10 protein-coding genes are annotated in these 14,607 nt (G+C 66.5%); 6 read left to right on the top strand and 4 right to left on the bottom strand.

The annotated features are described in order from the left end of the window. Positions 1-124: 124 nt before the first annotated feature. On the bottom strand, positions 125-3,658 hold the full coding sequence (gene mfd / locus ACF3ND_RS12605) for a transcription-repair coupling factor (protein ID WP_394065840.1): 3,534 nt from the start codon (positions 3,656-3,658) through the stop codon (positions 125-127). Positions 3,659-3,687: 29 nt separating this feature from the next. Between mfd and ispD the strand changes: the two genes are divergently transcribed. Beyond that, positions 3,688-4,389 carry a 2-C-methyl-D-erythritol 4-phosphate cytidylyltransferase gene (ispD, locus tag ACF3ND_RS12600; RefSeq protein WP_394060938.1) on the top strand — a complete coding sequence of 234 codons (702 nt, stop codon included), beginning with the start codon at positions 3,688-3,690 and terminating at the stop codon, positions 4,387-4,389. Next, positions 4,386-4,871 (top strand): 2-C-methyl-D-erythritol 2,4-cyclodiphosphate synthase, encoded by a 486-nt coding sequence (ispF, locus tag ACF3ND_RS12595; RefSeq protein ID WP_394060936.1) that lies wholly within the window; start codon positions 4,386-4,388, stop codon positions 4,869-4,871. The genes ispD and ispF overlap by 4 nt, the downstream gene beginning before the upstream one ends. 9 nt (positions 4,872-4,880) lie before the next feature. Here the strand turns inward: ispF and ACF3ND_RS12590 are convergent, their stop codons facing one another. Further along, entirely contained in the window at positions 4,881-6,245 is a 1,365-nt protein-coding gene (locus tag ACF3ND_RS12590) for an ATP-binding protein (RefSeq protein ID WP_394065839.1), read from the bottom strand. Between the two features lie 71 nt (positions 6,246-6,316). Next, positions 6,317-6,979, bottom strand: coding sequence for a two-component system response regulator OmpR (gene ompR / locus ACF3ND_RS12585; protein WP_394065838.1), 663 nt, complete (start codon positions 6,977-6,979; stop codon positions 6,317-6,319). Between ompR and ACF3ND_RS12580 the strand changes: the two genes are divergently transcribed. The 3 genes from ACF3ND_RS12580 to ACF3ND_RS12570 are packed head-to-tail and all read left to right on the top strand — an operon-like array spanning position 6,893 to position 9,454. Continuing rightward, positions 6,893-7,315, top strand: a complete 423-nt coding sequence (locus ACF3ND_RS12580; protein WP_394065877.1) for a hypothetical protein — start codon at positions 6,893-6,895, stop codon at positions 7,313-7,315. The genes ompR and ACF3ND_RS12580 overlap by 87 nt on opposite strands. Before the next feature lie 4 nt (positions 7,316-7,319). After that, positions 7,320-8,555, top strand: coding sequence for a tRNA (adenosine(37)-N6)-threonylcarbamoyltransferase complex dimerization subunit type 1 TsaB (tsaB, locus tag ACF3ND_RS12575; protein WP_394060934.1), 1,236 nt, complete (start codon positions 7,320-7,322; stop codon positions 8,553-8,555). Further along, the gene (locus tag ACF3ND_RS12570) at positions 8,552-9,454 is read left to right on the top strand and encodes a uracil-DNA glycosylase (RefSeq protein ID WP_394060932.1); all 903 of its coding nucleotides are present in this window, start codon (positions 8,552-8,554) and stop codon (positions 9,452-9,454) included. Before tsaB ends, ACF3ND_RS12570 begins: the two co-directional genes overlap by 4 nt. Positions 9,455-9,468: 14 nt before the next feature. Here the strand turns inward: ACF3ND_RS12570 and lplT are convergent, their stop codons facing one another. Beyond that, positions 9,469-10,779: a lysophospholipid transporter LplT gene (gene lplT, locus ACF3ND_RS12565; protein WP_394060930.1), complete on the bottom strand. Its 1,311-nt coding sequence runs from the start codon at positions 10,777-10,779 to the stop codon at positions 9,469-9,471. A 274-nt stretch (positions 10,780-11,053) separates the two neighbouring features. Between lplT and smc the strand changes: the two genes are divergently transcribed. Beyond that, on the top strand, positions 11,054-14,578 hold the full coding sequence (gene smc / locus ACF3ND_RS12560; RefSeq protein WP_394060928.1) for a chromosome segregation protein SMC: 3,525 nt from the start codon (positions 11,054-11,056) through the stop codon (positions 14,576-14,578). The last annotated feature ends 29 nt before the right edge of the window (positions 14,579-14,607 follow it).

Below are 14,607 nucleotides of genomic sequence, written 5' to 3'. Positions count from 1 at the left end.
CGCCGGCCCAGGCAGATAAAATCCCCGTAAACCGCAGGTCTACGGGGATTTTTTTCATGGACGGCCGGTCCGGCGCGAAAAAGTCTGCGGGAGGGGCGACAGGCCGTCCCGTCAGCGGCTGGTCTCAGGCTGGCTTGCCATTTTCTTTCTTCAGGCTCGCCAGCACGCTGCGCACGGCCTGGACACGGTTCTTGACGACTTCCCCGTCGCGGATCTCGATGCGCAGCTTGTCCGGGCCGGCCAGGCGCACCTGCTTGTTCTTCTGCACCAGTTCGATGATGCTGACCGGGTCCACATTGGGCTTGGTCGAGAACTGCACGGTGGCCTGGGCTTCGCTGGCGTCGATCTTGACGATGCCCAGCGGCTCGGCCTGGATGCGCAGGCGATGCACGGCCAGCAGGTGCTCGCCGGGCTCGGGCAAGGGGCCGTAGCGGTCGATGAGCTCCTCCTGGATGCTGAACAGGTCTTCCTCGTTGCGCGCGTGCGAGAGCGCCTTGTAGTGCCCCAGGCGGGCATTGACGTCCGGACAGTAGCTGGAAGGCAGCAGGGCGGAGGTGCGCAGATTGACCTCGCACTGCAGGGCGAAGGGCGAATCCAGGTCGGGCTCTTCGCCGGCCCTGAGCGCTTTCACCGCCGCATTGAGCATGTCCGAGTACATGGAGAAACCCACTTCCTGGATATCGCCCGACTGCGATTCGCCCAGCACTTCGCCGGCGCCCCGGATCTCCAGATCGTGCATGGCCAGGAAGAAGCCGGCTCCCAGCTCTTCCATGGCCTGGATGGCCTCCAGCCGCTTCTTGGCATTGCTGGTGATGGCGTCCTCGCCCGGCGTCAGCAGGTAGGCGTAGGCCTGGTGGTGCGAGCGCCCGACCCGGCCGCGCAGCTGGTGCAGCTGGGCCAGGCCCAGGCGGTCGGCGCGGTGGATCACGATGGTGTTGGCGCTGGGCACGTCGATGCCGGTCTCGATGATGGTCGTGCACAGCAGCACGTTGTAGCGCTTCTGATAGAAGCCCTTCATGACGGCTTCCAGCTCGCGTTCGGGCATTTGGCCGTGGGCCACGGCGATGCTCGCCTCGGGCACGAGCTCCTCCAGACGGGCGCGGCGGTTGTGGATGGTCTCGACTTCGTTGTGCAGGAAGTAGACCTGGCCGCCGCGCTTCAGTTCGCGCAGCAGGGCCTCGCGTATGGTGCTGCCGTCTTCGCGGCGCACGAAGGTCTTGATGGCCAGGCGCTTTTGCGGCGCGGTGGCGATCACGGAGAAGTCGCGTATGCCTTCCAGCGACATGCCCAGCGTGCGCGGGATGGGGGTGGCGGTGAGGGTCAGGACGTCCACTTCGGCGCGCAGCGCCTTCAAGGCTTCTTTCTGGCGCACGCCGAAGCGGTGTTCTTCGTCGATGATGACCAGGCCCAGCTGCTTGAAGCGCACGTCGGAGGACAGGATCTTGTGCGTGCCGATGACGATGTCCACGCTGCCTTCGCGCAGGCCGGCTATGGCTGCCTGGGTGTCCTTGCTGGAACGGAAGCGCGACAGCTCGGCCACGCGCACCGGCCAGTCGGCGAAGCGGTCCGCGAAGGTCTGGGCGTGCTGTTCGGCCAGCAGCGTAGTGGGGCACAACAGCGCCACCTGCTTGCCGTTGGCCACGGCCAGGAAGGCGGCGCGCAGCGCGACCTCGGTCTTGCCGAAGCCCACATCGCCGCAGACCAGGCGGTCCATGGGCCGGCCCGAGGTCATGTCCTGGACGACGGCCTCGATGGCGGCCGCCTGGTCGGGCGTTTCCTCGAAACCGAAGCCCTCGGCGAAAGCCTGGTAGTCGTTCAGCGGCAGCTTGAACTGGTAGCCCTGGCGGGCGGCGCGCTGGGCGTACAGGGCGAGCAGCTCGGCGGCGCTGTCGCGCGCCTGTTTGGCCGCGCGCCGGCGGGCCTTGTCCCACTGGCCCGAACCCAGCTGGTGCAGCGGCGCATGTTCGGGATCGGAGCCGCTGTAGCGAGCGATGACGTGCAATTGCGCCACGGGCACATACAGGGTGCTGCCTTTGGCGTACTCCAGGTGCAGGAACTCCACCGGGCCTTCGCCCAGATCCATCTCCTTCAGGCCGCAGTAGCGGCCTATGCCGTGCTCGGCGTGCACCACCGGATCGCCCTCGCGCAGTTCCGACAGGTCGCGCACCATGGCTTCCACGTCGCTGCTGCGCTCGTTGCGGCGGCGGCCGCGCTGGGTGCGGGCCTGGGTGGGGTAGAGGTCGTTTTCCGTCAGCAGGCTCAGGCCGCCGTGCACCAGGGCGAAGCCATGGAACAGCGGCGCCACGATCAGGGCGAAGGGCGCGTCCGAGTCCAGGAAGTCGGCCAGGTTCTGGCAGTCGGGCGCGGGCCGCAAGTCATACTCCAGCAGCATCTGCAGCAGCGTCTCGCGACGCCCGGGTGAATCGGCGCACAGCACGGTGCGGCGGCGCTGGTCGTGGACTTCGCGGCGCAGCAGCGCAAGCGGGTCCTCGGCGCGTCGGTTCACGGCCACGGCCGGCAGAGGCTCGAAGTCCGGGTGCGAAAGCGAGGCGGCGTCCGGTGTATCGGCTGCCGCCGTGTCGGGTTTCGGCGCTCCAGGCGCCGCGCCGCCCAGGCTGAGCCGGGCGAAGGGTTTGATCTCGCCGAAGAACTGCTCGTCCGACAGGAACAGGCTGGCGGGCGGCAGGATGGGGCGCTCGCGGTCGTTCTTCAGAAACGCGTAGCGGCTGTGCGTGTCGTTCTGGAAGCGCTGGATGGCCGTCTGCGCGTCGCCGTGCGTGACCACCAGGCTGCCTTGCGGCACGTAGTCCATCAGGGTGGCCGTCTGTTCGAAGAACAGCGGCAGATAATACTCGATGCCTGCGAAGGCGATCCCGTTGCCCACGTCCTTGTAGGGCAGGGCGCGCGAAGGATCTCCTTCGAACCGTTCGCGAAAGCGCGCCCGGAAGTTGTTGCGCGCCTCTTCGTCCATCGGGAACTCGCGTCCCGGCAGCAACTGGATCTCCTTGACCGGGTACAGGCTGCGCTGGGTGTCGATGTCGAAGCTGCGTATGGTCTCGATTTCGTCGTCGAACAGGTCCAGGCGGTAAGGCAGGGCCGAGCCCATGGGAAACAGGTCGATCAGGCCGCCGCGGATGCTGAATTCACCCGGCGCGCTCACCTGGGTCATGTGGGTGTAGTTGGCCAGCGTCAGCTGGGCGCGCAGGCTGGCCTCGTCCAGGGCGTCGCCCTGGCGGAAGGAAAAGGTGTAGGCGGCCAGGAAGGACGGCGGCGCCAGCCGGTAGAGCGCGGTGGTGACGGGCACCGTGAGCACATCCACCTCCTGCATCATCAGGGCGTGCAGGGTGCGCAGGCGTTCGGAGATCAGGTCCTGGTGCGGCGAAAAGCTGTCGTAGGGCAGCGTTTCCCAGTCGGGCAGCTGGCGGACGCGCAGCTCCGGCGCGAACAGCAGCACTTCTTCGGCCAGGCGCTGCGCGGACAGGGGATCGGCGCACAGCACGACCAGGGGCGCGCCGTGCCGGCGCGCCAGGTCGGCAATCAGGCAGGCGTCGCCCGAACCGGGCGGCATGGGTTGAACATAGCGCTGGCCGGGGCGCAAGGCGGCGAGCACCTCGTGGGTGCTGGGCAGGGACAGGGAGTGCTGTTTTTCGGTTTCCATCAGGATTGTCATTATAAAATCACCCACCTATGAAGACTACGTTGATTGCGATTGTTCCGGCCGCCGGCATAGGCTTGCGCGCCCTGGATTCTGCCACGAAGGCGCAGGGCTTGCCCAAGCAGTACCGCCTGCTGGGCGGAGAGCCCATGCTGCGCCGCTCCGTGCAGGCGCTGCTGGCCGACGAGCGCGTGACGCAGGTGCGCGTGGCGGTGGCGCCCGGCGATGCCTGGGCGGCCGATGCGCTGCGGGGCCTGCCGCGCACGGTCTGCCTGCCCTGCGGCGGTCTCACCCGGGCCGACACGGTGCTCAACGCCCTGCGCAGCCTGGAGCCTGAACCGGACCAGTGGGTGCTGGTGCATGATGCGGCCCGGCCGGGCCTGCCCGCCCAGGCGCTGGCGCGCCTGATCGACGCCTGCCTGCGGGCGGGGCGCGGCGGCCTGCTGGCCCAGCCGGTGCCGGACACGGTCAAGCGCAGCGCGGCGGGCGACATTCCCGCCGTGCAGGCCACGGTGGACAGGGAAGGGCTATGGCTGGCGCAGACGCCGCAGATGTTTTCCGCGCAAGGCTTGCGGCAGGCCCTGGAACAGGCCGCTGCGCAGGGGCGGCCCGTCACGGACGAGGCCAGCGCCATGGAACTGGCGGGCGACAAGCCTTTGTTGATATTGGGGTCGGCGCGCAATTTTAAAGTGACCTGGCCGGACGATTTTGAACTGATGGAAAAATGGCTATGACAATACCGTTTCGCGTGGGGCAGGGGTTCGATGTACATGTGTTGTGCGAAGGCCGGCCGCTGATCCTGGGCGGCGTCACGATCCCGCATACGCATGGCCTGATGGGGCATTCGGACGCCGATGCGCTGCTGCACGCCATCACCGACGCCATTCTCGGCGCGGCTGGCCTGGGCGACATAGGCCGGCATTTTCCCGATACCGATCCACGCTATAAAGGCGCCGACAGCCGGGTGCTGTTGCGGCACGCCTTCGGACAGGTGAAGGCGGCGGGCTGGAAGGTAGGCAATGTGGACGCCACCATTCACGCCCAGAAGCCCAAGATTGCTCCGCATGCGCCCGCCATGGCGGCCAACATCCAGACGGATCTCGAATTGGAGCCGGGTTGCGTGAACATCAAGGGCAAGACCAACGAGGCCATCGGCTTCGTGGGGCGCCAGGAAGGCATCGCCGTGACGGCCGTGGCCTTGCTGGTGCGCGCCTGAGCCGCGCCTTCAGCCTTCCTTGTCCGCCAGCGGGGCAGGCGCGTTCCGGCCGGCGCGGATGCGCGGCAGCTGGATACGGGCGGTCAGCCCGTTGGATGGCGCGCTGATCAGCTCGAAGTGGCCGCCGACCTGGCCCAGCAGGCGCTCCACGATGGCCAGCCCGAGGCCCGCGCCGCTGACCCCGGTGCGGGCCGAGACGCCGCGGGAAAACGGACGCAGCAGGCGCTGGATGTCGTTCTGGGCGATGCCCACGCCCTGGTCCTTGACGGCGATCTCCAGGATATTGCCATGCTGGTGGGCGGACAGTTCGATGCGCGCGCGATCGTCTTCGGGGCTGCGGCCGTAGCGGCGCGCATTTTCGATCAGGTTGGAGACGATGCGCTTGAGGTCGTGGGCGCTGATGCGGGCGTACAGATTGGGTTCGATGGACGCGGTCAGGATCCCGCCCAGGGTCTCGGTATGGGTGCGCTCGCGCTCGTACACATCGTTCAGCACGGCGGACACGTCGATGCCGTGTTCGGGTACCGCGGTGGCGGGCCGGGCGTATTCCATCAGCTGGCCGATGCTGTGGTCGATCTGGGCCAGATCCTCGTCGATGGCGGCGCGCGTCTCGTCCGAGACCTGGCTTAGTTCGATCTCCAGGCGCATGCGCGCCAGCGGCGTGCGCAAGTCGTGCGAGATGCCCGCCAGCATGATTTCCCGGTCGGCTTCCGTCTGGCGTATGTCGCGCGCCATGCGGTTGAAGGCGATATTCATGTCGCGGATTTCCGCCGGGCCTTTTTCAGGCAGGGTATTGGGCGTTTCGCCGCGCGCAAGCTGCTGGGCGACCTTGGCCAGCTGGGCCAGCGGACGGTTGACGAAGCGCACGCTGACGGCCGCGCCGATCAGCGCCAGCAGCAGGGCGGTGGCGCCCCAGCCCAGCCATTCGACCCCCGCCGTCAGGCTGAGCTGCTCGCGGTCGAACACCAGCCAATACTGATCGTCATTGATGTCGAAAGACACCCACACGCCGGGGACGTTGTTGACGGACCACATGACCAGCGTCTGGCTGCCCAGGGCGCCGCGCACTTCGGTGGATACGTGCTGCCAGTAGTTGGAACGCGGCAGGGGCTCCAGTTCGTCTGTGGTTTCGCGGGGCTGGACGCGCAGGCTTTCCTTGGTGGCCAGGTCCAGCAGCAGGGCGGGACGCACGGCCGGCGGCGCATAGACCAGCGCGGAGCGCGTGATGCTGACCACGGAGGCCACGCGCTGGGCCATCTGGGCGGCGCGCGGGCCTTCCTCCATGCTGAAGAACACCTGCAGCCACGCTCCCAGGCTGACCAGCATCAGGGCGGCCAGCAATAAAAAAGACCGGCTGAACAAGCCCAGCCGGATGCTCGATCTCTTGGGGGAGCGGCGCTTGGCGGCCGCGGGGGGCCGCCCTGCTGTCTGTCCGGCAGGCAAAATCAGTTACCGCCGTCGGGCACAAAGACGTAGCCCAGGCCCCAGACCGTCTGGATGAACACAGGTTTGGAGGCGTTGGGCTCGATCAGCTTGCGCAGACGTGAGATCTGCACGTCCAGGCTGCGATCGAAGGCTTCGTATTCGCGGCCGCGCGCCAGTTCCATGAGCTTGTCGCGCGACAGCGGGATCTTGGGATGGCGTGCGAAGACCTTGAGCACCGAGAATTCGCCCGTGGTGATGGGCACGACCTCGTTGTTGCGCGTCAGGGTGCGGGTGGACAGGTTCAGCACATAGGGGCCGAACTCGATGGATTCGTTTTCCTGGCTGGGCGCGCCGGGGTGTTCCTCGGTGCCTCGGCGCCGCAGGATGGCGTTGACGCGGGCCAGCAGCTCGCGCGGGTTGAACGGCTTGATGAGATAATCGTCAGCGCCCATCTCCAGGCCGACGATGCGGTCGATTTCCTCGGCCTTGGCGGTCAGCATGATGATGGGAGTGTTGTCGTGTCCGCCACGCAGTCGACGACAGATGGACAGGCCATCTTCGCCGGGCAGCATCAGATCCAGTACCAGCAGATCGAAATGCTCGCGTTGCCAGAGCTTGGACATTTCCTTTCCGTCTTCGGCGACGAAGACGTTGAATCCTTGTTCGGACAGATAACGACGCAGGAGGTCGCGCAGTCGTGGATCGTCGTCGACGACAAGGATTTTGCGGGTGAGGGGGGGGGTCTGCGTGTTCATAGCGAAAATGTAACAGGCATCAGAAAGCGCGTACAGGGGGCCGTAGAAAAATATTACACATTAAGCGTTTTGTACGACTTGCGCGCCTTTCAGCCGTTTTACAGCCTCCGTGAAAGGGGGCCGAAGGGGTCTTCGGCGCTGTTCGGCAGAGCAAGTTTAGCGGCAAAAACGGCGTTGCGGGACATGCGCGTTGAAATGGTCCGCCCCGGCCCGGGAGCAGGGGCGGAACCTGCCGCCCATTTGCCCGTGCTTAAACTAAAATAGCGCGATGGATGCACATATTCTTGCCCTGGAAAGTTCCTCCAGCCTTTGCGAGCTGGCCCTGTTGTCGCGCACGAGCGCGGGCGTGCGCGTGCTCGAGATAGCCCACGAAGGCACGGGCGACCATGCCGAGCGCCTGTTGCCCATGGCCGATCAGCTGCTCGCGCAGGCCGGCCTGGAGCGACGCGCCCTGACGGCCGTCGCCTTCGGCCAGGGGCCGGGCGGCTTCACGGGATTGCGCGTGGCTTGCGGCGTGGCCCAGGGCATGGCCTTCGCCCTGGACCTGCCCGTGCTGCCGGTCTCGTCCCTGCTGGCCGCCGCCGCGCGTGCGCCCGGGCAGGCCGACACCGTGTACGTGGTGGCCCAGGATGCGCGCATGCAAGAGCTCTATGCCGGCGTGTTCGCCTGGAGCGAGCAAGAGGGCTGGCAGGTGCTGCAAAGCCCCGTGCTGCTGGATGTCGCGCAGTTCGTGGACTGGATGGAGCGCCTGCATGGCTCCTGGACCGCGGGCATGCCGCAGGCGCGCATCCAGGTGCTGGGCGATGCGGTCCGTCAGTTCCCCGCCTTGGCTCTGCAGGTGCGCGCCAGGGGCTGGCAGGTCGGCGAGCCTTGGCGCGCCGGCGCCCGCAGCGTGGCGCAGCTTGCGCTGCAGGATCTGGACAAGGGCCTGGGCGTGGCGCCGGAACTGGCCATGCCGCTGTATGTGCGCGACAAGGTTGCCTACACCATCACTGAACGGGAACAAGGACAGGGCGGCAACCCGGCGGCCCAGGACCAGCCCGTGTCCATCGAGACCATGCGCGCCGGCCACCTGGACGCTGTGCTGGAGATCGAACGCGGCGTCCAGAGCCACCCCTGGACAAAGGGCAATTTCGCCGACAGCCTGGCGGGCGCCGGCTATCATGCGCGCGTCGCCCACCAGCAGGGCCGTGTGCAGGGCTTTGCCGTCTGGCTGGCCGCGCCGGATGTCATGCAGTTGCTGCTGATCGGCGTGGATCCCCAGTTTCAGCGCCGCGGACTGGGACGCCAATTGCTGGAAGACGGCCTGGCCTGGACCCGCAGTCAGGGGCTGGACAGGGTGGTGCTCGAAGTGCGCGCCTCCAATGCGCAGGCCATTGCCTTTTATCGCGGCCAGGGCTTCCAGATGGATGGCGTGCGCAAGAATTATTATCCGGCCGACCATGGCCAGCGCGAAGACGCCGTGCTGATGAGCCTGGTCCTGGCCGACAAGGAGGCGGCATGAGCGCGTTCGAGCCTTTGTCGCTGCTGCAGCGGGCCTGGCTGCTGGAACTGGGACTGGATCGCGCGTTCCTGGCGCGCCTGCCGCAGGCCGGCGAAGCTGCGCCCGCGCCGGTCCCGCAGCAGGATGGCGCCCAGCCCGCCCCTCAAGGAGTTGCCGACGCCCCTGAGCAGGCCGAATCCGCCGTTGCGACGGCCCGCGTGACTGATTCCGCCCGTGCTGCGCGCGACCAGGCCCTTGCCTTGCTGCGCAAGCCGGGCCGTCAGCCCGCCGCGGCGCCGGCGCCCGAGGAAGCGGCCGCCGTCCAGCCCGCCGTGCTGATCCAGCCTGAGCAGACCGCCGATCTGCAGGCCTTGCAGGAGCAGATCGAAGCCTGTCAGGAATGCGGCCTGTATACCGGGCGCTCCCTGGCGGTGTTCGGCGCAGGCGTCTCGCCGCAACCGGACTGGATGATCATCGGCGAGGCGCCGGGCACCAGCGACGATCGCAGCGGCCAGCCTTTCGACGGCAAGGCGGGCGTGCTGCTGCAGGCCATGCTGGCCAGCGCGCTGCCGCAGGCGTCGGTGTACCTGGCGCACCTGGTCAAGTGCCGGCCCCTGGGCAATCGGCCGCCCACCCAGGAAGAAATGGCGGCCTGCCGGGCCTTTCTCGACGCCCAGATACGGCTGGTTCAGCCGCGTCGTCTGCTGGCGGTGGGAAATCTGGCGGCGGCGGCGCTCAGCGGCCGCAATGAAGATCTGGAAACCCTGCGCGGCCAGGTCCTGTCTTATACGGATGCGCTGGGGCGCCAGCTGCCGCTGGCGGTGACCTATCATCCCGCCTCGCTGCTGCTTCGCCCGCAGCACAAGGCCAATGCCTGGCGCGATCTGTTGCTGCTGCGCCGGATGCAGTCCGGCGACTGATCACCAGGCTCCGATCAATGCGAGGCCAGCGCCTGGCCGTGGCCTTCCTGGCCTATGCTGGCCTCCAGCTGCGGCTGCGCGCGCAGGTTGGCGTTCTTCCACATGATGAAGACCGTCATCAGGCAGGCCACCAGCACGCCGAACAGCACGATGATGTAGTTGATGGGCAGGCCCAGCCAGAGCAGCAGACTGTAGAAGGCCAGCATGAACAGGATGTTGAGCTGTTCGTTGAAGTTCTGCACGGCGATGGAATGGCCGGCCGACAGCAGGACGTGGCCGCGATGCTGCAGCAGCGCGTTCATGGGCACCACGAAGAATCCCGACAGCCCGCCTATGCTCATCAGCAAGGTGTAGACCGCCCATTTTTCGTACACGAAGGGCATCAGCAGCACGATCAGCCCCATCAGCACGCCGACCGGCAGGACCTGCAGCGACTTCTTCAAGGGGACGCGGGCCGCGAAGATGGCGCCGAACACGGTGCCCAGCGCGGCCACCCCCATCAGGATGGAAGCCTGGTCCAGGCGGTAGCCCAGGTGCTGGGCCCCCCATTCGATCACGATGAACTGCAAGGTGGCGCCGGCGCCCCAGAAGAGCGTGGTGACGGCCAGCGAGATCTGGCCCAGCTTGTCCCGCCACAGGATATGGACATAGTTGCGGAATTCCTTGAGCAGCTTGACCGGATGCTTCTGTTGCGGCGGGTAGTGGATATTGGTGCGGGGAATCAGCAGATTGCACAGCGCCGCCATCAGATAGACCAGCGAGATCAGCAGGATGGCCACTTCGGCGCGCGTCTGGGCCAGGGGAGCGATGAGCGGGTGCTCGGCCAGCACGGCGGCGACATGAGGACTGATGAGCACGCCGCCCAGCACGGTCCCGACGATGATGGACAGCACGGTCAGCCCTTCGATCCAGCTATTGCCCTTGACCAGCAGTTCGGGCTTGAGCATCTCCGTGACGATGCCGTACTTGGCCGGCGAGTAGGCGGCGGCGCCCACGCCCACCAGCGTATAGGAGGCAAAGACCAGGATGAGCTGCTGCGAGTCGGTCATGCCGAAATACTGGTGGCAGAACATCATCAGGCAGCCGATCAGCTTGACGGCATTGGTGGCGAACATGACGCGGCCCTTGGGGAAGGAATCCGCGAAGGCGCCGACGAAAGCGGCCAGAACCACGTAGGACAGCGCGAACCACCATTTCATCATGGGAGCCATCCAGGCAGGCCCCTGAAGGTCGGCGATCAGGGCAATGGCGGCGATCAGCAGGGCGTTGTCGGCGACTGACGACAAGGCCTGCGCGGCCATGACCAGATAGAATCCTTTATTCAAAATGCGTCTCGAATGCGTGTGTCCCCTCTGGCCAGGCGATGGCGACGATTGCGAGACACGGACCAAAGTCAGGAAAGGGTTGTTTGAAGATTGAATTCCACAAGAGTTTACCGCCTGATTGCCCAGGCTGACCAATAATTGCCGCTCAATTGTTTTTTGCCCTTCCTGGCTGCGCAGAGCAGGCGCTGCGGTATCATACGTGGCGCGATGCCGGGTCGTGCCGCCCGAGGCTCGCGCCTGTTCGAACCGGACCATATCTAGCTGATTCCTACCTGTGCGCTTAACCCAGATCAAACTCGCCGGCTTCAAGTCGTTCGTGGACCCGACCTCCATTCCCACACCCAGTCAGCTGGTGGGCGTGGTCGGGCCCAACGGCTGCGGCAAATCCAACATCATCGATGCGGTGCGCTGGGTGCTGGGCGAAAGCAAGGCGTCCGAACTGCGCGGCGAATCCATGCAGGACGTGATCTTCAACGGCTCGGGCCAGCGCAAGCCGGCGGGCCGCGCGTCCGTGGAGCTGGTGTTCGACAACTCCGAGGGCCGCGCCTCCGGCCAATGGAGCACCTACGCCGAAATTTCCGTGCGCCGCGTGCTGACGCGCGATGGCGCCAGCAGCTATTTCATCAACAACCAGGCGGTGCGCCGCCGCGACATCCACGACATCTTCCTGGGGACGGGCCTGGGCGCGCGCGGCTACGCCATCATCGGCCAGGGCATGATCAATCGCCTGATCGAGGCCAAGCCGGAAGAGCTGCGCGTCTTCCTGGAGGAGGCCGCGGGTGTATCGCGCTACAAGGAACGCCGCCGCGAGACAGAAAACCGGCTGAAGGACACGCGCGAGAACCTGCTGCGCGTCGAGGACATCCAGCGCGAACTGGAGACCCAGCTCGAGAAGCTGCAGGCCCAGGCCGAGGTGGCCCGCCAGTACCGCGACCTGCAGCAGGAAGGCGAGCTGAAGCAGAATCTGCTGTGGCTGGTGAAGGAATCCAATGCCCAGAGCGACCAGAAGTCGCGCTTTCTGGCCATCGAGCAGGCCCAGACCAGGCTGGAGGAGGCCATCGCCGGCCTGCGCCATACGGAATCGTCGCTGGAATCCCAGCGCCAGGCCCATCTGCAGGCGGGCGACGCCCTGCACGCCGCGCAGGCCCAGCTTTACGAGGCCGGCTCGCAGGTATCCAGCCTGGAGGCGGAGATCCGTCACGTGCTGGACTCGCGCAATCGCATGCAGCAGCGTCGTGAACAACTGGAGCAGCAGCAGCGCGACTGGCAGGAGCAGCAGGAGCATTGCCAGGAAGAGCTGGCCGTCAGCGAGGAGCAGCGCGAAGAAGCGGCGGTCCGGGTCGAGGAGTTGCAGATGCTGGCCGAAGAGGCCCAGGGCAGCCTGCCCGACCTGGAGCTGCGCGTGCGTGAAGAAGCCCGACGGCGCGACGAGATGCGCATGGCCCTGGCGCGCGTGGAGCAGAATCTGGCGCTGGCGGCCCAGTCGCAGCGCGACGCCGACCGGCAGATACAGGGCCTGGACGTCAGACACGAGCGCCTGACCCAGGAGCTGCGCCTGCTCAACGCGCCCGATCCGGACAATCTGGAGCGCCTGCAGGGCGAATTGAACATGCTGCAGACGCAGCTCGCCCAGGCCCAGGAACACATGCAGCAGCTGGAAGGCCAGTTGCCGCGGCTGGAGGCGGAGCGCAAGCAGGCGCAGCAGCAGGCCTTGCAGGGCGGGCAGGAGCTGGCCCGCCTGGAAGCGCGGCTGCTGGCCTTGAGCCGGCTGCAGGAAGATGTGGCGCGCAAGGGCACGCTGGAACCCTGGCTGGCCAAGCACGGGCTGGATGGCATGAAGCGCCTCTGGCAGAGCCTGGATGTGGAGAAAGGCTGGGAGACGGCGCTGGAGTCGGTGCTGCGCGAGCGCATGACGGCGCTGGAGCTGCGTCGCCTGGACATGTCGGCCGCTTTCGCTTCCGACGCGCCGCCGGCGCGGCTGGCGTTCTACCAGTTGCCGACGGCGGCTCCTCAGCCAGCCAGCGGCTTTGAATTGCCCTTGCTGGTTTCGGTGCTGCGCCTGCATCAACCGGAGCTGCGCACCTTGATGGACGCCTGGCTGCGGGACGTCTATGCCTGCCAGGACCTGAAGCAGGCGCTCAGCCTGCGGGAGCGGTTATCCGATCAGGCGCTGATCGTGGTGCGCGACGGACACGTGGTGGATCGCCACAGCATCCGCTTCTACGCACCCGATTCCGAACAGGCGGGCATGCTGGCGCGCCAGCAGGAGATCGCTCACCTGGAGCGCGAACTCAAGGCCTCGCAATTGATCGTGGACGAGCTGACGGGCGCCAGCGCCCGGGCCGAGGCCGCCTTGCAGCAGGTCAGCGCCGGCCTGGCGCCGGCCCGCGCGCGCGTGGGGGAGCTGACGCGCCGCATGCATGATGTGCAGCTGGAGCATTCCCGTCTGGCTCAGCAGGCCCAGCAGTCGGAGGAGCGCGCCGGACGCATCCGCGAAGAATTGGACGAGCTGCGCCTGCAGCGCGAAGAACTGCAGGCTGGCCGGGAGGAGGCCGAGGCGCGCTTCGAGGCCCTGGACGAGGAACTGGCCGAGCATCAGACGCGCTTTGCCGACGCCCAGATGGCGGGCGAGACGCTGGCCGAGCAGGCCGAGCGCGCCCGCAACGCCCTGCGCGAGCGCGAACGCGCCGTGCAGGACGCCCAGTTCGCCGAGCGCGCCCTGGTGCAGCGCATGGCCGAACTGCAACGCAATCTGACGCTGGCCCAGGAACAGGCGCAGCGCGCCATCGGCGAGCTGCAGGGCCTGCAGGGCGAGTTGCTGGAGCTGGACGCCTCCGCCGCCCAGGCGGGCTTGCAGGAAGCCCTGGAGCTGCGCGCCGAGCGCGAGGAGAACGTGCGGCTGGCCAAGATCAACCTGGACACGCTGGCGGCGCAACTGCGCGAGAATGAACAGGCCAGGGTCGAGATCGAAAAGAACCTGCAGCCTCTGCGCGAGCAGGTGACCGAGCTGCAACTGCAGGAGCAGGCTTCGCGCCTGGCCGTCGAACAGTTCGCCGAGCAGCTGGATGCGCGCCAGGTGAATCGCGCCCAGTTGTGGGCCTTGTTACAGGAAAAGACACCCGAATGGCAGCGCGTGGGCTGGCTGCAGTCCGAAGTCCAGCGCATTTCCCGCCAGATCGAGGCATTGGGTCCGGTGAATCTGGCGGCGCTCGAAGAGCTGACCACGGCGCAGGAACGCAAGACTTACCTGGACGCCCAGCACAAGGATTTGAGCGACGCCATCGAGACGCTGGAAGACGCGATCCGCAAGATCGATCGCGAGACGCGTCAGTTGCTGATGGAAACGTTCAACATTGTTAATCAACATTTCGGCGAGCTTTTTCCGCGTCTGTTCGGCGGCGGAGAGGCTAAACTGACCATGGTGGGCGAGGAAGTGCTCGAGGCTGGCGTTCAGGTCATGGCGCAGCCGCCGGGCAAGCGCAACAGCACCATCCATCTGTTGTCGGGCGGCGAAAAGGCGCTGACGGCGACGGCGCTGGTGTTTGCCTTCTTCAAGCTGAATCCGGCGCCGTTCTGCCTGCTGGACGAGGTGGATGCGCCGCTGGACGACGCCAATACGGAACGTTATGCCAATCTGGTGGCCAGCATGAGCGATCAGACGCAGTTTTTGTTCATTTCCCACAATAAAATTGCCATGCAGATGGCCAAGCAGCTGGTTGGGGTCACCATGCAGGAACAGGGCGTCTCCCGTATCGTGGCGGTGGATGTGGACGCCGCCATGCAGATGGCCGATGCTTGAAGCTGATTTTTTAACCGTTACAGCGTTGA

It is taken from the genome of Alcaligenes sp. WGS1538 (assembly GCF_043187505.1).
Taxonomy (GTDB): domain Bacteria; phylum Pseudomonadota; class Gammaproteobacteria; order Burkholderiales; family Burkholderiaceae_B; genus Alcaligenes.
The sequence above is the reverse complement of the archived record's forward strand: the minus strand, read 5'-3'. Positions and strand labels throughout refer to the sequence as shown.